This is a genomic window from Streptomyces sp. NPDC058579 (assembly GCF_042718575.1).
Lineage (GTDB): Bacteria > Actinomycetota > Actinomycetes > Streptomycetales > Streptomycetaceae > Streptomyces.
Window position 1 is genome coordinate 1 of record NZ_JBHXPI010000036.1, and the last position, 18,539, is coordinate 18,539.

Sequence of the window (18,539 nt, forward strand, 5' to 3'; positions counted from 1 at the left end):
CGCTCGGCGTCCGACGGCTCGACGAGCCAGGCGGGCCCGCCCGCCGAGGAGCAGGCACCTGGGGCGGACGGCGCCGCCGACCAGGCGGGTACGCCCGCCGCCGAGGAGCAGGCACCTCGGGCGGACGGCAGCGCCGACCAGTCGGCCACGCCCGCCGCCGAGGCCGAAGGCGCTCCGGAGGCCCCGGCTGCCGGCCGCCCGCCCCGCCGCTCGCGCAGCGCGGCCGACGGCTCCGCCAGCCAGGCGGCCACGCCCGCCTCGCCGCCCCGCACCCGGAGCTCGGACGCGCCCTGGCACCACGCCCGTCCGGCGTTCGACGACGAGCCTGCTCCGACCCCTGAGCCCGCGCCGGAGGCGGCACCCGCCCCCGAGCCTGAGCCCGCGCCGGACGCGGCACTCGCCCCCGAGCCTGAGGCCGCGCCGGACGCGGCACCCGCTCCCGAGCCTGAGCCCGCGCCGGACGCGGCACCCGCCGCCGCGCCCGAGCCCGCGCCGGAGACGGACGCCGCACCCGCCCCCGAAGCGGATGCCGAAACGCGCCCCGACGCCGAGCCCACCGACTCTGAGCCCACCGACACGAACCCCGACCCCGACACCAACCCCAACAACCCCACCCACCCCGCCGGAGGCGATCCCGCGTGAACGACGTACTGGACGTCGCCCTCCGGCTGCTCATCGTCTTCGCCGTGTTCCTCGTGCTGCCCCTCGTCGTCGGGCAGACCGAGCACAAGGTCATGGCGCACATGCAGGGCCGCCTCGGCCCCATGTACGCCGGTGGGTTCCACGGGTGGGCCCAGCTCGTCGCCGACGGGGTCAAGTTCGCGCAGAAGGAGGACGTGGTCCCGGCCAACGCCGACCGCCGCGTCTTCCAGCTCGCGCCCGCCGTCGCCCTCCTCCCGTACCTCCTCGTCCTCGTAGCCATCCCCATCGGCCCGAGCGAAGGCGCCGTCGGCCAGGTCGTCGACGCGGGCATCTTCTTCGTGCTCGCGGTCATGGGCGTCGGCGTGCTCGGCAGCCTCATGGCCGGCTGGGCCTCGGCCAACAAGTTCTCCCTGCTCGGTGGCCTGCGCACCGCCGCCCAGCTGCTCGCCTACGAGCTCCCGATGCTCCTCACCGCCGCCTCCGTCGCGATGGCCGCCGGCACGGTCTCCCTGCCCGGCATCCTGAACGCCTTCGAGTGGTGGTGGCTGCCCTGGCAGATCGTCGGCGCCCTCGTCTTCTTCGTCGCGGGACTCGCCGAGCTGCAGCGCCCGCCGTTCGACATGCCGGTCGCCGACTCGGAGATCATCTTCGGCGCGTACACCGAGTACACCGGCCTCCGCTTCGCGCTCTTCCTGCTCGCCGAGTACGCCGGCATCGTCGTCCTCTGCGGCCTCACCACCGTCCTCTTCCTCGGCGGCTGGCACGGCCCCTTCGGCGCCGACGGCCTCGGCTGGGTCTGGACGCTGCTCAAGACCGCGGTCCTCGCCTTCATCGTCATCTGGCTCCGCGTCAGCTACCCCCGGCTCCGCGAGGACCAGCTCCAGAAGCTCGCCTGGACGACCCTCATCCCGCTCGCACTCGCGCAGATCGCGCTCACCGGCATCGTGAAGGTGGCGATCCAGTAATGCCCATCCCCGGCTCCGGCCTCGCCAAGGGCCTCGCCGTGACGCTCCGTACGATGACGAAGCGCTCGCACACCGCGCAGTACCCGGACAAGCAGCCCGAACTCCCGCCCCGTACCCGCGGTGTCATCGGGCTCTTCGAGGAGAACTGCACAGTCTGCATGCTCTGCGCCCGCGAGTGCCCCGACTGGTGCATCTACATCGACTCCCACAAGGAGACGGTGCCCGCCGCCGTCCCCGGCGGGCGCGAGCGCAGCCGCAACGTCCTCGACCGCTTCGCGATCGACTTCGCCCTCTGCATGTACTGCGGTATCTGCATCGAGGTCTGCCCCTTCGACGCGCTGTTCTGGTCGCCGGAGTTCGAGTACGCCGAGACCGACATCCACGAACTCACCCACGAGCGCGACAAGCTCCGCGAGTGGATGTGGACGGTTCCGGAACCGCCCGCGCTCGACCCGCGCGCCGAGGAGCCGAAGGAGATCGGCGCGGCCCGCAAGGCTGTCGAGAAGGCCGCCGCCGCGGCCGCCGCGGCCGAGGCCGAGGGGGACAAGGAGTGAACCTCGCCGCCACCCACTTCGCCGCCACCCCCCTCTCCGAAGCCGCCACCACCCCCGGCTTCCTCTCGCCCTCCGGCGTCGAGATCGCCTTCCTGCTCGTCGGCCTCGTCACCTTCGGCGCCGCCGTCGTGACCGTCACCACCCGCCAGCTCGTGCACGCCGCGCTCTGGCTGGTCGTGGCGCTCGGCGGGCTCGCCGTCGAGTACCTGCTCCTGACCGCCGAGTTCATCGCCTGGGTCCAGGTGCTGATCTACGTCGGTTCCGTCGTCGTCCTCCTCCTCTTCGGGCTCATGCTCACCAAGGCCCCCATCGGCCGCTCCCCCGACGCGGATTCGGGCAACCGCCCCGTCGCCCTCGCGGTCGCGCTCGTCGCGGCCGTCGCCCTTGTCTGGGTGGTCGTCGACGCCTTCCGTACGACCTGGATCGACCTGGACGGACCGGCCCAGGGCTCCACGAAGGTGACCGGCGAGATGCTCTTCCGGCACTGGGTGCTGCCCTTCGAGGCGCTCTCCGTCCTGCTCCTGGCCGCCCTTGTCGGCGCGATCGTCCTGTCCCGCAAGAACGCCAAGGAGGCCCGGGACTGATGCATCTCGCCTACCCCGCCGTCCTCGCCGCCCTGCTCTTCTGCGTCGGCCTCTACGGCGTCCTCGCCCGCCGCAACGCGATCCTGGTCCTGATGTCCGTCGAGCTGATGCTCAACGCCGTCAACCTCAACCTCGTCGCGTTCGACGTCTGGCTCCGCGACACCCTGCACGCCGGCCAGGCGCTCACCCTCTTCGTCATCGCGATCGCGGCCGCCGAGATCGGTATCGGCCTCGCGATCGTCCTGATGGTCTACCGCAACCGCGGCACCTCGGACGTAGACCGCCTCCGCGACACCGCCGAGTCGCCGACCTCCGACACGGACGCCGACACCGACGCCGAGCCCGGGACCGCCGGGACCGACGAGAAGGCCGAGGCCGCCGCGTGACCACCACGACCCTCGCCGTCCTCGTCCCCCTCCTCCCCTTCCTCGGCTCGGCCGCAGGACTGCTCCTCGGCCGGACCGCCCCCGGCTTCGTCCGCCCGCTCGCGGTCCTGCCGACGCTCGCCGCCGCCGTCCTGGCCGTGCTCGTCGCCGTCCGGCAGGGCGGCGGGAAGACCATCGAGGCCGCCACCCAGCTCACTCCCACCGGGTCGGTCCCCATCGACCTGGCCCTGAACATCGACGGCTTCGCCGCGCTCGTCGCCGTCCTCGTCGGCGTGGTCGCCACCTGCGTGCAGGTCTACTCGACCGGCTATCTGCGCGACGACCCGCGCTACCCCTCGTACGCCGCGCTCGTCTCCCTCTTCACCTCCGCCATGCTGCTCGTCGTCTACTCCGGCGACCTGATGGTGCTCCTGGTCGGCTGGGAGATCATGGGCATCTGCTCGTACTTCCTCGTCGGCCACTACTGGGAGACCCCCGAGGCGCGCGCCGCCTCCCTCAAGGCCTTCCTGGTCACCAAGCTCGGCGACGTCCCCTTCCTGATCGGCCTGTTCGCGCTCGCCACCGACGCGGGCACGTTCCGGATCGACGGGATCCTCGGCGCCGTCGCCGCCGGTGCCCTGGACCACCCCACGCTCATCGCGCTGCTGCTTCTCGCGGGCGTCGCGGGCAAGTCCGCGCAGTTCCCGCTGCACACCTGGCTCCCCGACGCGATGGCCGGCCCCACCCCCGTCTCCGCGCTCATCCACGCGGCGACGATGGTCGCCGCCGGTATCTACTTCGTCGCCCGGCTGCTGCCCGTCTTCGCCGCGTCGGCCGCCGCGATGACGGTGCTCGCCGTGATGGCCGCCGTGACGATGGTCGGCTCGGCGCTCGCCGCGCTCGCCCAGGACGACATCAAGCGCGTCCTCGCGTACTCGACCATCGGTCAGCTCGGCTACATGGCCGGTGCCCTGGCCGTCGGCGACCGGGGCGCCGCCGTCTTCCACCTCCTCGCGCACGGCGCCTTCAAGGCCCTCCTCTTCCTCGCCGCCGGCGTCGTCATCCACGCCGCCGGTACGAACTCGCTCTCGGCCATGTCCCGGATGAGCGGCCTGACGAAGCGGATCCCCGACGCGTACTGGACGATGACCGTCGCCCTCCTCGCGCTCGCCGCCCTGCCCCCGTTCGCCGGCTTCTTCTCCAAGGAAGCCGTCCTCGTGGCCGCCGAGCACACCGCCCTGGGGGAGCGGACCGTCGCCCCCGCCGGGGCCGGCTGGGCCGTCCTCGTCGCGGGCCTGCTCGCCGCCCTCCTCACCGCCGCCTACGCGATGCGGCTCTGGCTCCTGGCCTTCCGCGGCCGCGGCGCCGAGGTCCCGGACCACGGTCGCCAGCCGCTCGCCATGACCGCCGTGCTGTGGGTGCTCGCCGTCCCCTCCCTCGGCTTCGGACTGACCGTCACGTACCTCGACGACTGGTTCGACGGCCACGCCCTCACCCCGACCGTCACCACGGCCGTCCTCGGCACGGGCATCGCCCTCGTCGGCGCCGTCGTCACCTACGCGGTCTGGCGCACCCTCGCCACGAAGGCCCCCGCCGCCATGCCCGCCGCCAAGGCAACCCCGGACGCCCCCGCCCCGGACGCCCCCGCCCGCGAGGCCGCCCCCGCCCACGTCGCCCACCCCGACGCCGAAGCGGGCAAGGTCGAGGCCGAAGCGCTGCACCTGCCGCACCCCGCCGAGGACCCGACCGACCCCGGTCGCGCCCTGCTCGGCCCCCTCCACCGCCCCGCAGCCGCGGGCTTCCACCTGGACGCCCTCTACACCGCCGTGTTCGTCCGCCCCGTCCTGGCCGCCGCCTCCCTGGTCCGCTTCCTGGACCGCGAGGTCGTCGACACGTACGTGCGCGGCGCGGGCACCGGAACCCAGTGGCTCGGCTGGCTCGTCCGCCGTGCCCAGACCGGCAACGTGCAGACCTATCTGAGCGCCCTGCTCGCCGGCTCCGTCGTCCTGGCGATCGCCGCCGTACTCGTCGCCGCCGGAGCGTGAGACGTGATCGATATCAGCGAATCCGTGATGCAGTTCCTTCTCGCGTTGATCGTCGCCGGCCCGCTCCTCGGTGCCGTCGCCGCTCTCCTCCCCGCCCCGCCCGGGCTGAAGGGGAAGTCGCCCGACCAGGCAGTGCTCCGCCACGGCGTGACCGTGACCGGCGTGATCCTCGTCGCCGCGATCGTCCTCACGCTCGGCTTCGACCACGACCAGCCGTCGAAGATCCAGGCGAGCACGGACATCAAGTGGATCCCCGCACTCGACGTGCGGCTCCACCTCGGTGTCGACGGCATTTCCCTCCCCCTCCTGGTCATGACCGCGCTGCTGACCTTCCTCTGCGCGCTCTACAGCTACTACAAGATGCCCAGCGGCCCTTCCCCCAAGGGCTTCGTGGCGCTCCTCCTCGTCCTCGAGTCCGGCACCCTCGCGACCTTCGCCGTCCTCGACCTCATCCTGTTCTTCCTGGCCTTCGAGATGGTCCTCATCCCGATGTACTTCCTGATCGCCCGCTGGGGCGGTGCGGCCAGGCAGGCCGCCGCCTGGAAGTTCATCCTCTTCACGCTGCTCGGTTCCGTCGTCATGCTGCTCGGCCTGCTCCTCATCGGCGTGAAGGCGGGCACGTTCGACATGGTGGCACTCGCCGCTGACAACGGCCGTGGGCTCTCCACAGCCGTGCAGGTCATCGCCGTTCTCGCGATCGGGCTCGGGCTCGCGGTGAAGACCCCGATGTGGCCGCTGCACAGCTGGCTCCCGGACGCGCACACCGCCGCCCCCACCGTCGGCTCGGTCCTCCTCGCGGGCGTCCTGCTGAAGATGGGCACGTACGGGTTCGTGCGGATCCTCCTGCCGATCACCCCGGACGGGATGCGGACCTTCGCCCCCTACCTGGCCGCCTTCGCCGCCGTCGGCATCATCTACGGCTCCCTCGCCTGCCTCGCCCTCACGCGCCCCGGCGTCAACGGCGACCTCAAGCGGCTGATCGCGTACTCCTCCGTCGGCCACATGGGCTTCGTGCTCCTCGGCATCGCGACCATGACCCCGACCGGCGTCAACGGCGCGCTCTTCGCCAACATCGCCCACGGCCTCATCACCGGCCTGCTGTTCTTCCTGGTCGGCGCGCTCAAGGACCGGTACGGCACCGCCGACCTCGACACCCTCGCCGGGGCCACCGGCGCAGCCCTCTACGGCCGCGCCCCGCGCCTCGGCGGACTGCTCGCCTTCGCCGCCGTCGCCTCCCTCGGGCTGCCCGGCCTGGCCGGCTTCTGGGGCGAGATGCTCGCCCTCTTCGGCGCCTTCGAACCGGCCGAGGGCCTCAGCCGCCCCGCGTTCCTCACCTTCATGGTCATGGGCGGCATCGGCACCCTCCTGACCGCCGCGTACCTCCTCCTCGTCGTCCGCCGCGTCTGCATGGGCGGCCCCCGGCCGACCGGGGAGAGCACGATCGCCGACGTCCAGGGGTACGAGTTCGCCGCCTGGACCCCACTCGTCGCCCTCACCGTCCTCGCCGGCCTCTGGCCCGCGGTCCTCCTCGGCCTCACCGACCCGGCCGTGCAGCAGCTCCTCGCGGGAGGAAACTCGTGAACCCCACGAACCTCGTCCAGTCCGTCGACTGGCTCGCGATCGCGCCGCCCACCCTCACCGCCGTGGTCGCGCTCGCCGTCCTCGTCGCGGACCTCTTCCTCCCCGAGCGCCACAAGCAGCTCCTCGGCTGGACCGCGATCGCCGGGCTCGTCGCCTCGATCGCCCTGTTGGTCCCGCTGCGCGCCGGGAACCGCTCGACCTTCTGCCTCACCACCGAACCGGCCGCGACCGCCGCCTGCAGCTACACCGTCGACCGCTTCACCCTGGTCATCCAGCTCCTGGTGTTCGGCGGCGCCCTGCTCACGGCCCTGCTGTCGCTCGCGGACACGCGCGAGAAGCTTCCGGCGGGGGAGTACTGGTTCCTCCTGCTCTCCTCGGCCGCCGGCGCGGCCCTGCTGCCTGCCTCCCGCGACCTCGCGACCCTCGTCGTCGCCCTCGAAGTGGCCTCGCTGCCCGCGTTCGCCCTGGTCGGCATGCGCCGCGGCGACCGGAAGTCCAGCGAGGCGGCGCTGAAGTTCTTCCTCTCCTCTGTCACCGCGACCGCCGTGACCCTGCTCGGCGTGAGCTTCGTGTACGCGGCGACCGGCACCCTCCACCTCACGGAGCTCGCCCAGGCGCTCGACGGCGTCCCCGGACAGCTGGAGACCCTCGCCGGGGCGGGCGTGGCGCTCACGCTCGTCGGCTTCGCGTTCAAGACGGCAGCCGTCCCCTTCCACTTCTGGGTCCCCGACACGTACGTCGGTGCCCCGCTGCCCGTCGCCGGCTACCTCTCCGTCGTCGGCAAGGCCGTCGGCTTCACCGGCCTCATCCTGGTGACGGTCGTCGCGTTCCCCTCGTACGCCGACATCTGGGGCCCTGCCCTCGCCGTGCTCGCCGCGCTCACCATGACCGTCGGCAACGTGGCGGCGCTGCGGCAGGTCTCCACGCGCGCGTGGAGCGCGGTCCGGCTGCTCGCCTGGTCCTCGGTGGCCCAGGCCGGCTACCTCCTGGTCCCGATCGCCGCCGCCGCGTACTCCAGCGACGACCAGATCGGCGCCACCGTCGCGTACGCCCTGATGTACGCCGTCGTGAACCTCGGCGCCTTCGCGGTCGCCGCCCTGGTCGCCCGTACGCACCCCGAGAACCGGATCGCCGACTACCGCGGCCTCTACGCGGCCAGCCCCCTGCTTGCGCTCACCATGGGCTTCTTCCTGCTGAACCTGGCGGGTCTGCCCCCCGGTATCATCGGCCTCTTCGCCAAGGTCACCGTCTTCTCGGCCGCGGTCGACGCCGGTCTCGGCTGGCTGGCCGTGATCATGGGCGTGAACGTCGTGATCGGCCTCTACTACTACCTGCGGTGGACAGCCCTGCTGTTCCGCGAGCCGGTCGGGGAGCGGCCCCACGCGCGCGTGCCCGCTCCGATCACCCTGGCGGTCGGCCTCGCGGCCGTCGTGGGCGTCGTGTTGTCGGGCTACCCGCAGTTCGTCCTCCGCTTCGCGGCGGACACCCTGTTCTGACCGACCAAGACCCCCTCTTCCCCCCACACACAGAATTGCATCAAGGAGCTTCACCCGTGCTGACCGGTTTCAAGGACTTCATACTTCGCGGGAACATCGTCTCGATGGCCATCGGTCTGGCCGTCGGATCCGCGTTCACCGCCGTCGTGACCGGCTTCAGCAAGGCCTTCATCACGCCGCTCATCGGTCTCGCCACCGGCTCGGTCGGCGACTTCAGCGAGGCGAAGTTCAAGGTCGGGCAGACGATCTTCCCGTACGGCCTGGCCATCTCCGCCGCCATAGCCTTCGTGATCACCGCCGCGGTGCTCTACTTCTTCATCGTCGTCCCCATGACGAAGGTGCAGGAGAAGTTCGCCAAGGAGGAGGCCGCCGAGAAGTTCGAGATGCGCGACTGCCCCCGCTGCTTCACCGAGATCCCGGCCGTCGCCACCCGCTGCGGGCACTGCACCAGCGAGGTCGAGCCCTTCGACGCCGCCCTGGAGAAGGCCGGCCTCCCGGCCCCGCGCTGACCCGGCCGCCGCGGGCCTCACCCGTACGGCGCACACCGGCCCCCGTGGGGGCAAGGGAACCGCAGCCTCCCGCCTGGCGTTGACCAGTACGGGAGGGTCCACTGGACATGGGGGTCCCTCCGGATGAAATCCGGGGGCGGACCGCCACCGAGCAAAGGGTTCCCCTGCCGCACCACTTGGAGGGCGTACCGTGCACCGCCGGCACAACGGGCTGAGGACCGCCGTACTCCTCGGAGGGCTCTCGGCCCTCATCATCGTCATCGGCAGCTTCTTCGGCCGTACGGGGCTGATCGTCGCGCTCTTCGTGGCGCTCGGCACCAACGCGTACGCCTACTGGAACAGCGACAAGCTGGCCCTGCGGGCCATGCGCGCGCGCCCGGTCAGCGAGTTCGAGGCCCCCGCGCTCTACAAGATGGTGCGCGAGCTCTCCACCCAGGCCCGCCAGCCGATGCCCCGGCTCTACATCTCGCCCACCCAGGCGCCGAACGCCTTCGCGACCGGCCGGAACCCGCGCAACGCGGCCGTGTGCTGCACCGAGGGCATCCTCGCCATCCTGGACGAGCGCGAGCTGCGCGGAGTCATCGGCCACGAGCTGAGCCATGTCTACAACCGGGACATCCTGATCTCCTCGGTCGCCGGAGCGCTCGCCTCCGTGATCATGTTCCTGGTCAACTTCGCCTGGCTGATCCCGGTCGGCCGGTCGAGCGACGACGACGGCCCCGGCCTGCTCGGCATGCTCCTGATCATGATCCTCGGCCCGGTCGCCGCCTCGGTCATCCAGCTCTCGATCAGCCGCTCCCGTGAGTACGAGGCGGACGCCTCGGGCGCCCAGCTCACCGGCGACCCGCTGGCCCTGGCGAGCGCCCTGCGCAAGCTCGACGCCGGCACGAAGCAGCTGCCGCTGCCTCCGGAGCCGAAGATCGAAACAGCGAGCCACATGATGATTGCGAACCCCTTCGGAGCGGGCAGAGGCGTATCGAAGTTGTTTTCGACGCACCCGCCGATGGCGGAGCGCATCGCCCGACTCGAGCAGATGGCAGGTCACCGCCCGTGAAGACAATTCTGAACATCATCTGGCTGGTTCTGTGCGGCTTCTGGATGTTCCTCGGCTACATGCTGGCGGGCATCCTGCTGTGCATCACCATCATCGGCATCCCCTTCGGGCTCGCCGCCTTCCGGATCGGCGTCTACGCCCTCTGGCCCTTCGGCTACACGGTCGTGGACCGACGGGACGCGGGCGCGCCCTCCTGCGTGGGTAATGTCCTGTGGCTGATCCTCGCGGGCTGGTGGCTCGCGCTCGGCCACATCACGACCGGCATCGTGCTGTGCATCACGATCATCGGCATCCCGCTGGGCATCGCGAACTTCAAGCTGATCCCGGTCTCCCTGCTCCCCCTGGGCAAGGAGATCATCCCCTCGGACCAGGCGACGTACGGCTACCAGCCCCACTGACGGCGACGCGCGCCTACCGCGACGCCGGCCGCCCTCGTCCTCGCCCCCGGCTGACCGCGTACGCGACCGTGCCCGCCGCGAGGACGCCGAGGCCCGCCAGCACGGCGCCCGGGGGCAGCGCGAACGCGAGGGCCACGCAGCCGGCCAGACCCAGGGCGGCGAGGGGGCGGTGGGCGCGGCCCAGGGTCCACGCGGAGGCGTTGGCGATGCCGTAGTAGACGAGCACGCCGAAGGACGAGAAGGCGATCCCGCCCCGCACGTCCGCCGTGGCCGCCACCACGGCCACCACCGCGCCCACCGCGAGCTCCGCCCGGTGCGGAACCTGGAAGCGGGGGTGGACGGCCGCGAGCGCCGCCGGCAGATGGCCGTCCCGTGCCATCGCCAGCGTCGTACGGGACACCCCGAGGATCAGCGAGAGCAGAGAGCCGAGCGCGGCGACGGCCGCCCCGACCACGACGGCGGGAACCAGCCAGCCCGCACCGGCCGCCCGGGCCGCGTCGACGAGCGGGGCCGGTGAGACGGCGAGGGCCTGCGGCCCGAGGACGGCGAGGACGCACACCGCCACGGCCGCGTAGACGGCGAGGGCGATGCCGGGGGCGAGCGGCACGGCGACCGGGATCGTCCGGGCCGGATCGCGTACCTCCTCGCCGAGCGTGGCGATCCGCGCGTACCCCGCGAACGCGAAGAAGAGCAGCCCGGCGGCTTGAAGCACCCCGCTGACCGTCACCTCGGTGTCGAGCGCGAGAAGCCCGAAGTCGGCCTCCCCGGATCCGAGCACCGTGACGACCAGCGCGGCCAGTACGGCGAGCACCAGGCTCACGACGACCCGCGTCAGGAGCGCGGACTTCCGGACTCCGCCGTAGTTCAGCGCCGTCAGCGCCACCACGGCCGCGACCGCCACCGCGTGGGCTTGTTCCGGCCACACGTACGCCCCGACCGTGAGCGCCATCGCCGCGCAGGAGGCGGTCTTGCCGACGATGAACGCCCAGCCCGCGAGGTACCCGAGGAACGGCCCGAGACGTTCGCGACCGTACACATAGGTGCCGCCGGAGGCCGGGTAGCGGGCGGCGAGCCGGGCCGAGGCCATCGCGTTGCAGTACGCGACGAGCGCGGCGAGCCCGAGCGCCGGCAGCAGCCCCGCCCCCGCCGCTCCGGCGGCCGGTCCTAGCGCGACGAAGATCCCGGCGCCCACCATCGAACCGAGCCCGATGACGACGGCGTCGAAGACGCCGAGGGAACGGCGCAGTTCGGGTGTCATGCACGGCACACTACGGGCGCGCGCACGCGTGCGTGGAAGGGTGCGTGGAGGGATGCGCGGAAGGGACGCCGTCGAGGGCACCGCAACCGCGCCAGGCGCCCTGGCGTCCTTCCAGACATGAACGTCATCAGCTGGATCGTCCTTGGCCTGCTCGCGGGCGTCGTCGCCAAGGTCCTGCTCCCGGGCCGTGACCCGGGCGGGCTCATCGGCACGACCCTCATCGGCATAGCCGGCGCCTTCACCGGCGGCTGGATCTCGTCCACGTTCCTGGACCGCCCGATCAGCACCGGCTTCTACGACACGGCGACCTGGATCTCGGCCATCGGCGGCGCGTTGGTGCTGCTGATCGCGTACCGAATCTTCTTCGGCCACTCGCGCTCGCGCTAGAGCGGCTATCGCTGGAGCCGCTGGAGCCCCGTCTCGCGGAGGGTGATGTTGAGCCGTCCGCTGAGCCCGAGCGCGGGATCGCCGGTGCCGGGAAGGACCTTGGGGACGCCGTGATAGGCGAACCGCGAGGCCCCACCGAAGACAAAGAGATCCCCGGACGCCAACTCGACGTCGGTATAAGGCCGTCCCCGATTCTCAGTGTTCCCGAACCGAAACACGCAACGATCCCCGAGGCTCAACGAAACGACCGGAGCTCTGGACCGCTCTTCCTTGTCCTGATGGAGCCCCATCTTGGCGCCGGCGCCGGCGTCGTAGAAGTTCACGAGACAGGCATCGGGCGCGAAGCCGGAGTCCTCCCCGTAGGCCTCAAGAACACCAGCGCGCCCCAAGTCGCAAAGCCACGGGGGAAGTTCCACCTCGACAGCATCGAGATACCGATACGGAACCCAGCGCCGCCCGAGGCAGAGCGACCGCACGGACATGACGCCGCCGCCCGGGAGCACGGTGTGCTCGTACGTCAGCGGCCCGCGCCCCCACTCCCGGCAGGCGGCCACCAACTCCCGCTGCCGGTCGAGGGAGAGCCACCCGGGCACGTGCACGGCACCGGGAGCGACGACGGCCCGCGAACGCGGGAAGAGCCCGTCCATCAGCCCGTCCATCAGCCGGCCCGCTCAAGCCCGAGCAGCAACTCCTTGCGCTCAAGGCCGGCCGCGTACCCCCGCAGGCTCCCGTCCGCGCCGACGACGCGGTGGCAGGGCCGCACCACGAGCAGCGGGTTGCGCCCGATCGCGGTCCCGACGGCCCGCACGGCGGCGCCGGAGGAACCGACCTGCCGGGCGATGTCTCCGTAGGAGACGGTGGTCCCGTACGGGATCTCCTCCAGGGCGCGCCAGACGCGCCGCTGGAACTCCGTACCGCCGTCCGCGAACGGGATGTCGAACCGCTCGCGCCGCCCGGCGAAGTACTCGCCCAGCTGCCCGGCGATGCTCTCGAACGCCTCGGGCTCGTGCCGCCACCCGTCCTCGACGGCGGCGCCACCCTTCTGCCCGGGCAACGACAGCGAAACCAACTCGACCACCCCGGCCTCGCCGCCGTCCCGCCCGACGAGCAACATCCGCCCCAGGGGCCCCTCGGCGTACGCGTACACGGTCATGGCGGTTCCTCTCCTCGCACTCGCTTCCCGTCCAGTGTGCGAGGCCCCACCGGCCCAAAGCTGGCGGTTTTCGGACACGACGATGGCCGCCGTCCGTTGCCCGCCGAACCCCAGGCCCGGGGGAGTCCGAATCAGCGGTAGTTGACGAACTGGATCGCGAACTCGAAGTCCTTGCCCTTGAGCAGCGCCTGCACTGCCTGCAGGTCGTCACGGCTCTTCGAGCTGACCCGGAGCTCGTCGCCCTGGACCAGCGCCTTGACGCCCTTGGGGCCCTCGTCACGGATGACCTTGGAGACCTTCTTGGCGTTCTCCTGGGAGATGCCCTCCTCGATCGTCGCGAAGATCTTGTACTCCTTGCCGGACAGCTGCGGCTCGCCCGCGTCCAGGGACTTCAGCGAGATCCCGCGCTTGATCAGCTTGGTCTCGAAGGTGTCGAGGATCGCCTTCACGCGCTCCTCACCGTTCGCCTGCATCAGGATCTTGTCGCCCGACCAGGAGATCGAGGCGTCGGCGCCCTTGAAGTCGTAGCGCTGCGAGATCTCCTTCGCGGCCTGGTTGAGGGCGTTGTCGACCTCCTGCCGCTCGACCTTGGAGACGATGTCGAAACTGGAGTCGGCCATGACGTGTGGCTCCTTGCGTCGAATGCGTTGCGGTTGCGTGGCGTACGAGGCAAGCCTAGTCAGTCGATCACCCTCGAACCGCTGATCAATCCGGTGGCGAAGCACCCCGGTGGATCGGGTATTGTTTACGTCGTTGCCCCGGAGCACCGCCCAAAAGCGGCTCCGAGCAGCGACATCCCATGGCGGTGTGCCCGAGTGGCCAATGGGAACGGACTGTAAATCCGTCGGCTTAGCCTACCCAGGTTCGAATCCTGGCGCCGCCACGCGATACGAACGGCCCCTGATCAGCGGAAACGTTGATCAGGGGCCGTTCTGCTGTGCAAGTGGAGCAGGCGGGAGTGTCTCGCCCTGTCTCGCTGAATCCCGCTCTCTACCAGCGTGTGTGGACGACGCGTGGACGAGAATCCCGGGCGCCACCTGCGCGGACGGCCGATCGACGGCTCAGGCGGTGGACGGTCCAGCGGGGCGCTGGTTCAGCCGTGCCGAGATCTTCGCGTTGGCCGCCTCGTCCCCGCCCTTCAGGAACTTCGCGTACACCCGGAAGAGGACGGCCGTGCTGTGGCCGGCGCGCTGCGCGACGAGCTGCGGCTCGACCCCAGAACTGAGCCAGGTGGAGACGGCGGCGTGGCGAAGATCATAGGGCCGCTTGGCGAGCTTGCTCTCCTGCTCGGTGGGCGACAGAACGCCCTCGCGCGCTCGCGCCCAGACCTCCCCGTACCCGCTCTCCTGGATCATGCCGCCTCGGGCCGTACGGAAGAGCCGGCCGTCGGAGTGGGTGCCGTACAGGGTGACGTGCCACCGGAGCATGGCGACCAGCTCAGGCGGGATCGGAACGTAGCGGACGGCCTTCCGGGTCCGGTGCTTGAGCCCGCGACGGTCGAAGGCCTCGCCGGTGTCGGTCCAGGACCTACCAGAGCGGGCGAGGCTCTCCCGCAGGCGGATCAGGCCCCACCCCTGTCGGGGAAGGTCACAGTCCTGGAGCCGCAGCCCTTTCAGCTCGCCCGGGCGAGCAGCCGAGTAGTAGATGCACCCGAAGAACGGCTCCAAGTGCCTCCCGCGGGCGCCCTGCCTTCGCACGGACGCCAGGAGCGCGGCGGCCTTCGCCGGATCCGGGACGCACTCGGGGTCCACCTCTTCCTCCACTCGCTCCGGCGCCTTCCAGCGGACGGCTGGAAGGGGGTTCTCCGCCAGGAGCTCCGCGTCCACGGCGAGGCCGAGGGACTGGTGGAAGATGGCCCGCTTCCGGGCGATGACCGACCCTGACGATGTCTTGCCGTCGAGTCGGCGTGCACAGGCATCCAGGGCCTTCCGCACGACCATCCGGTCGGAGAGAGCGGAGGTGGGGACGGACTTCCGCTCCACCCACGCGAGGGCCTCCGCCACGTCGACCGGGGGTTCCTCCTTCCACTGGTTCACGTTGAAGCCCCAGGTGTAGAGCGCGCGCCGGACTGCCTTGTGATCGGGCATGCCCTTGGTGTCCTTCACGAGGGAAAGGGTCACTGTGGCCATGGCCTCGGCGAGGTTCCGGCGCGTGGAGGCAGGTGAGTGGTCCCACTTCATCTCCACGTAGTTCCTGGCGTGCTGGTACCAGGAGATGTCCTTCGCCTTCTGCACCATCGACTTCGGGAGTCCGCTGTCGACGTCCCAGGGCTCGCCCGAGCGGGTCGCGGTGATGAACTGCGCCCGGCGGCTTTCGGCGAGGCCGGCAGTCAGGAAGGACTCGGAGTGCGGCCGAGTGCTCACCTGCCAACGGAGCTGGAACGGCTTGCGGTGGGGCCGCTTGCGGATGCTCCAGATTCGTACGGTGTAGCTCCACTCGGTCACGCGGCCTCCAGCTCGTTGAGGAAGTTGTCGAGGACACTGCGACGGACGCGCAGATGCCCGTTGGGCAGACGTACGACCTGGGGGCCGTAGCCGCGGTTGCGCCAGCGGTACCAGGTGGCGCGGGTGATGCCGATTTCGTCGAGGACGTCGGTCAGGGGGAGTAGCTCATCGGTGGGCTGACGGCGGCGGGCGATGCGGGCCATCGGGTCCCCTCCTCGGGGTGAGAGTCGGAGTGGTCACTGCTCTGGGGTCGCGAGTCAGGGGCGGGCATAGGGCTCCGCGGAGGCCGCGCCCGTCCGAGGTGGTGATTTCTGCGTCATCGCGTCATCTGCGTCGCTCGTGTCCCTGGCCTGCGTGTTTCGGTGACGCGGGGGGTGTGGAGGTGTGTCACGGGTGACGCTGGCCTTTGTCACGGGTGACGCAGATGACGCGGGATGACGCAGCGTCCGCTGTCCTGCGTCACCCCTGGCGCCGCAGCTCACGGGCCGCTTTCCGTCCTGTGGTGACGCGGGTGACGCAGCGTCTCTTCTCTTAGGAAAAGAGGGAGGGGTGTCTGTGGTTGTGCGCGCCTTAGAACGTGAAGAAGGAGCCGCGCGGCGGCACTGCCTTTGCGGCGGCGGTGCCGCCGGAACAGCAAGAGGAGCACGCCTCGCGCAGGGGGCGGGGTGCTCCTCTTGCCTGTGCGCGAGATTCGGCGGCGCCGGTTAGAACATCGACTTGTGCTGCTCCGGCGGCTGCGGGGCGGGTGGCCGGGTCATCTCGACGTAGCGTGCCGAACTCGTGCGGCCCCAGTCGACAAGGACCCCGCGGGCGGCGAGGGTGGGCTGGAGACGCTTGAGGCGGTCGGAGAGGACCTTGCCCGTTGTGGGCCATCCCTTGGGGACGGGGCGGAAGTCCTCGCCGGTGTAGAGCTGGGTGAGGCAGTGCAGCCACTCGGCCGACGTCATCCGGATCTCCGCGCCGGGGGCGAGGGTGCTGGCGTGCTTCAGGACGGTCTGGGCGAGTAGGTCGCCTTCGATGACGTCGTCGTTGAGGTCGTCCAGGCTGGACCGGTAGGCGTTCAGCGCCCCGAGACCGGTGGCCGCGTCGAGCTGCGCGCACAGGTGGGCGAAGTCGGCCATGCGCAGGTCGGTTGGGATGTCGGCCTGCGCGGCGCGGACCTTGACGGTCAGGTCGAGCAGCGAACCGAGGATCACGGGCAGGGCCTCTTCGAACTCGGCCCACAGCTCCGCCTCGGTACGCCGCACCTGAGGACGTTCCAGGCGGAGGGGAAGGAGGCGTTCGGCGAGGTCGGGTCGGATGACGCCGACGTCGATGCCGGTGAGTAGCAGGGGGCGGCGGTAGCGGGAGCGGTAGACGTCACCGTCGCTGAAGAGGGCGCGCTTGATGGTCTCGGCGCCGGTGACGATGCAGCACATGAGGTCGGACAGGTCCGGGCCCAGGTGGGAGAGATTGTCCAGGGCGGTGACCCAGCCTGCGGCCACGGCCGTGATCAGGTTCTCCTCATCCTTCGGGGCCCGACGCAGGTCGCCGCTCATGCCCTCGATGATCCGCACCAGCATCCGGCCGGCGGTGGACTTACCCGCGCCCTGCGGGCCGGTGAGGAACGGGGCGGGCACCGGCGCGGACGGCCCGAGGCAGCCGACCAGCCACGCGAGAGTCAGACTCTCGCCCTGAGCGCTGGCGAAATTGCACAGCTGCATCAGGAGGTCGATGCCCTTGCCGTCGGTGTCCTTGGCCGGCAGGGGCAGTTCGCCGGTGAGCTGGGTGCGGCGCCAGCAGACCTCGCGGGGGTCGGGGGTGAGGATCTTCCAGCCGGTGGGGTGGATGCGGACGGACTTGCCGTCGTCGCGGCCCAGGTCCAGCCAGGTCGCGCCGTCGAACCCCGGGGCGACCCGGATGTGGGTGGGCTGTACGTCCTCGTCCAGCGCGAGCGCTTCGATCAAGTCCAACGCCTCCTTCAACGCGGTGCCGTTGAACACGCCGCACCCGTCCCTGAACAGCCCGACCATGAGTTCCTGCCGGTGGCTTCCCGTCGTTCCCTGGGAGCGGATCGGACGGGCGACGGGGTGGCCGTTCTTCTGCGCGTACACGGTGCCGTCGGTGGTGCGGAAGTACCGGAAGTTGGCCTGCGCGTAGTCGGTGATGATCTCGCGTGCCGGGTTCTTCTCGTCGTCAGCCATGGTCACAGTCCCAACGTCGTGCGGGCGTTGGCCCACGCGTCCGCGCAGTGCCGGGCGGATTCGCCTTTGGTCTGCGCGGCGGTGAACAGCCGGGCGATGTGGACGTCGGTGAGGCAGCCGCACCGGCCGTGCGCGGACAGCACCGCGAGGAACGTCCCGTACACGGTGTTGTGGATCGCGCTCCGGGCGGTGGTGATGCGCTGCTCAGCCATGGCAATGCCACGCTCCAAATAGGAACGCGAACGGTGCGGGCACTCCCCGCCCGCGGCGAGCGCGGGCACGGAGACAGCGCATCCCGCCGGCCGGACCGTGGCGGGATCCTTCACGACCAAAGCGCGAACGGCTGACGGGAGTGCGGACATGGTGCCGGTCCCGGGGCCGAGCCAGCGGGCGTAGGCCATAGACGACTTGATGTCCACGCCGGGCCGGACGTGGTTGGCGGAGCGCATCGTGCCCCGGTAGATCCAGTGCTCGCCCCGCGTCGTGGCCACTGTGCGTGTAGACGGCAGGGTTTCGCGGGCCCAGGTGACGGCGTCGGCGTCGTCCAGGTCGACCACGGTCACTCCGGCGCCGCCGGGGTGGTAGGCGACCCGCTCGGCGTGCTGCCACGCGGCCCTCCAGGCCAGCGAGGCCAGGACGGAGGGGGCGGTGGTGGCGGCGGCCCAGCCGTGGCACACCAGCGGACACGTGCACGGGCCCGGAACCTTCATGTTCGGGCGCCCGCCGCACGCGTTGTCCCCGCAGGCACGGCAGTTGCCGAACGGGCCCTTCCCTGCGCGCAGCGGCAGCACCGGCACACCCTTGAGAGCCAGCTCCAAGGCTGTGCCCAGTAGCCGCGGCGCGAGGGCGTCTCGCCGGATGGGGATGGGATGGGTCATGCTGGAGGTTCTCCTGTTTCTGTCGAAGGGACGGAGAGCCGAG

General features: G+C 71.0%; 19 protein-coding genes, 1 tRNA gene and 1 pseudogene. 13 read left to right on the forward strand and 8 right to left on the reverse strand.

The window, feature by feature from the left end; all coding sequences use genetic code 11:
* From ACFWRO_RS28950 to ACFWRO_RS29000, 11 genes and pseudogenes are all read left to right on the forward strand, one after another.
* Positions 1-642: pseudogene (locus ACFWRO_RS28950) on the forward strand (NADH-quinone oxidoreductase subunit C); the annotation flags it as partial.
* Entirely contained in the window at positions 639-1,607 is a 969-nt protein-coding gene (locus tag ACFWRO_RS28955; protein WP_384515019.1) for an NADH-quinone oxidoreductase subunit H, read from the forward strand. The pseudogene ACFWRO_RS28950 and the gene ACFWRO_RS28955, both read left to right, overlap by 4 nt.
* The gene (locus tag ACFWRO_RS28960) at positions 1,607-2,161 is read left to right on the forward strand and encodes a NuoI/complex I 23 kDa subunit family protein (RefSeq protein ID WP_384515022.1); all 555 of its coding nucleotides are present in this window, start codon (positions 1,607-1,609) and stop codon (positions 2,159-2,161) included. The genes ACFWRO_RS28955 and ACFWRO_RS28960 overlap by 1 nt, the downstream gene beginning before the upstream one ends.
* On the forward strand, positions 2,158-2,745 hold the full coding sequence (locus ACFWRO_RS28965; RefSeq protein ID WP_384515025.1) for an NADH-quinone oxidoreductase subunit J: 588 nt from the start codon (positions 2,158-2,160) through the stop codon (positions 2,743-2,745). The genes ACFWRO_RS28960 and ACFWRO_RS28965 overlap by 4 nt, the downstream gene beginning before the upstream one ends.
* Complete coding sequence (nuoK, locus tag ACFWRO_RS28970) at positions 2,745-3,131, forward strand: NADH-quinone oxidoreductase subunit NuoK (RefSeq protein ID WP_384515028.1); 387 nt, start codon at positions 2,745-2,747, stop codon at positions 3,129-3,131. The genes ACFWRO_RS28965 and nuoK overlap by 1 nt, the downstream gene beginning before the upstream one ends.
* Positions 3,128-5,155 (forward strand): NADH-quinone oxidoreductase subunit L, encoded by a 2,028-nt coding sequence (locus ACFWRO_RS28975; RefSeq protein ID WP_384515031.1) that lies wholly within the window; start codon positions 3,128-3,130, stop codon positions 5,153-5,155. Before nuoK ends, ACFWRO_RS28975 begins: the two co-directional genes overlap by 4 nt.
* Positions 5,156-5,158: 3 nt before the next feature.
* A complete protein-coding gene (locus ACFWRO_RS28980) occupies positions 5,159-6,736 on the forward strand; it encodes a NuoM family protein (RefSeq protein ID WP_384515034.1) in 1,578 nt (525 codons plus the stop codon).
* On the forward strand, positions 6,733-8,232 hold the full coding sequence (locus ACFWRO_RS28985) for an NADH-quinone oxidoreductase subunit N (protein WP_384515037.1): 1,500 nt from the start codon (positions 6,733-6,735) through the stop codon (positions 8,230-8,232). The genes ACFWRO_RS28980 and ACFWRO_RS28985 overlap by 4 nt, the downstream gene beginning before the upstream one ends.
* 56 nt (positions 8,233-8,288) lie before the next feature.
* Positions 8,289-8,741, forward strand: coding sequence for a large conductance mechanosensitive channel protein MscL (mscL, locus tag ACFWRO_RS28990; RefSeq protein ID WP_384515040.1), 453 nt, complete (start codon positions 8,289-8,291; stop codon positions 8,739-8,741).
* Between the two features lie 190 nt (positions 8,742-8,931).
* Positions 8,932-9,795: a zinc metalloprotease HtpX gene (htpX, locus tag ACFWRO_RS28995; RefSeq protein ID WP_384515043.1), complete on the forward strand. Its 864-nt coding sequence runs from the start codon at positions 8,932-8,934 to the stop codon at positions 9,793-9,795.
* Positions 9,792-10,193, forward strand: a complete 402-nt coding sequence (locus tag ACFWRO_RS29000) for a YccF domain-containing protein (protein ID WP_384515045.1) — start codon at positions 9,792-9,794, stop codon at positions 10,191-10,193. Before htpX ends, ACFWRO_RS29000 begins: the two co-directional genes overlap by 4 nt.
* Before the next feature lie 13 nt (positions 10,194-10,206).
* On the opposite strand, the gene ACFWRO_RS29005 is transcribed toward ACFWRO_RS29000, so the two are convergent.
* Positions 10,207-11,451, reverse strand: a complete 1,245-nt coding sequence (locus tag ACFWRO_RS29005) for an APC family permease (RefSeq protein ID WP_384515047.1) — start codon at positions 11,449-11,451, stop codon at positions 10,207-10,209.
* A gap of 117 nt (positions 11,452-11,568) precedes the next feature.
* Here ACFWRO_RS29005 and ACFWRO_RS29010 point away from each other — a divergent pair, with 117 nt between their 5' ends.
* The gene (locus ACFWRO_RS29010) at positions 11,569-11,838 is read left to right on the forward strand and encodes a GlsB/YeaQ/YmgE family stress response membrane protein (protein ID WP_384515050.1); all 270 of its coding nucleotides are present in this window, start codon (positions 11,569-11,571) and stop codon (positions 11,836-11,838) included.
* 5 nt (positions 11,839-11,843) lie between these two features.
* On the opposite strand, the gene ACFWRO_RS29015 is transcribed toward ACFWRO_RS29010, so the two are convergent.
* The 3 genes from ACFWRO_RS29015 to ACFWRO_RS29025 all read right to left on the reverse strand — a co-directional run bounded on the left by ACFWRO_RS29015 (position 11,844) and on the right by ACFWRO_RS29025 (position 13,611).
* Positions 11,844-12,485 carry an alpha-ketoglutarate-dependent dioxygenase AlkB family protein gene (locus tag ACFWRO_RS29015; protein WP_384515053.1) on the reverse strand — a complete coding sequence of 214 codons (642 nt, stop codon included), beginning with the start codon at positions 12,483-12,485 and terminating at the stop codon, positions 11,844-11,846.
* 11 nt (positions 12,486-12,496) lie between these two features.
* The gene (locus ACFWRO_RS29020; protein WP_384515055.1) at positions 12,497-12,991 is read right to left on the reverse strand and encodes a methylated-DNA--[protein]-cysteine S-methyltransferase; all 495 of its coding nucleotides are present in this window, start codon (positions 12,989-12,991) and stop codon (positions 12,497-12,499) included.
* A gap of 131 nt (positions 12,992-13,122) precedes the next feature.
* A complete protein-coding gene (locus tag ACFWRO_RS29025; protein ID WP_384515058.1) occupies positions 13,123-13,611 on the reverse strand; it encodes a YajQ family cyclic di-GMP-binding protein in 489 nt (162 codons plus the stop codon).
* Positions 13,612-13,792: 181 nt separating this feature from the next.
* On the opposite strand from ACFWRO_RS29025, the gene ACFWRO_RS29030 reads away from it, so the two are divergent.
* A tRNA-Tyr gene (locus ACFWRO_RS29030) sits at positions 13,793-13,874 on the forward strand.
* Between the two features lie 178 nt (positions 13,875-14,052).
* Here ACFWRO_RS29030 and ACFWRO_RS29035 read toward each other — a convergent pair.
* The 4 genes from ACFWRO_RS29035 to ACFWRO_RS29050 form a co-directional block, all read right to left on the reverse strand.
* Entirely contained in the window at positions 14,053-15,435 is a 1,383-nt protein-coding gene (locus ACFWRO_RS29035; RefSeq protein WP_384515061.1) for a tyrosine-type recombinase/integrase, read from the reverse strand.
* Complete coding sequence (locus ACFWRO_RS29040; protein ID WP_384515064.1) at positions 15,432-15,638, reverse strand: helix-turn-helix transcriptional regulator; 207 nt, start codon at positions 15,636-15,638, stop codon at positions 15,432-15,434. Before ACFWRO_RS29040 ends, ACFWRO_RS29035 begins: the two co-directional genes overlap by 4 nt.
* Before the next feature lie 501 nt (positions 15,639-16,139).
* Complete coding sequence (locus tag ACFWRO_RS29045) at positions 16,140-17,618, reverse strand: ATP-binding protein (RefSeq protein WP_384515066.1); 1,479 nt, start codon at positions 17,616-17,618, stop codon at positions 16,140-16,142.
* 2 nt (positions 17,619-17,620) lie between these two features.
* Positions 17,621-18,496 (reverse strand): bifunctional DNA primase/polymerase, encoded by an 876-nt coding sequence (locus tag ACFWRO_RS29050; protein ID WP_384515069.1) that lies wholly within the window; start codon positions 18,494-18,496, stop codon positions 17,621-17,623.
* Positions 18,497-18,539 lie beyond the last annotated feature (43 nt).

Coding starts and splice junctions, on each gene's coding strand:
- ACFWRO_RS28960 (WP_384515022.1), top strand. CDS start 1,607: ATGCCCATCCCCGGCTCCGGCCTCGCCAAGGGCCTCGCCGTGACGCTC.
- nuoK (WP_384515028.1), top strand. CDS start 2,745: ATGCATCTCGCCTACCCCGCCGTCCTCGCCGCCCTGCTCTTCTGCGTC.
- ACFWRO_RS29005 (WP_384515047.1), bottom strand. CDS start 11,451: ATGACACCCGAACTGCGCCGTTCCCTCGGCGTCTTCGACGCCGTCGTC.
- ACFWRO_RS29010 (WP_384515050.1), top strand. CDS start 11,569: ATGAACGTCATCAGCTGGATCGTCCTTGGCCTGCTCGCGGGCGTCGTC.
- ACFWRO_RS29015 (WP_384515053.1), bottom strand. CDS start 12,485: ATGGACGGGCTCTTCCCGCGTTCGCGGGCCGTCGTCGCTCCCGGTGCC.
- ACFWRO_RS29020 (WP_384515055.1), bottom strand. CDS start 12,991: ATGACCGTGTACGCGTACGCCGAGGGGCCCCTGGGGCGGATGTTGCTC.
- ACFWRO_RS29025 (WP_384515058.1), bottom strand. CDS start 13,611: ATGGCCGACTCCAGTTTCGACATCGTCTCCAAGGTCGAGCGGCAGGAG.
- ACFWRO_RS29040 (WP_384515064.1), bottom strand. CDS start 15,638: ATGGCCCGCATCGCCCGCCGCCGTCAGCCCACCGATGAGCTACTCCCC.
- ACFWRO_RS29045 (WP_384515066.1), bottom strand. CDS start 17,618: ATGGCTGACGACGAGAAGAACCCGGCACGCGAGATCATCACCGACTAC.
- ACFWRO_RS29050 (WP_384515069.1), bottom strand. CDS start 18,496: ATGACCCATCCCATCCCCATCCGGCGAGACGCCCTCGCGCCGCGGCTA.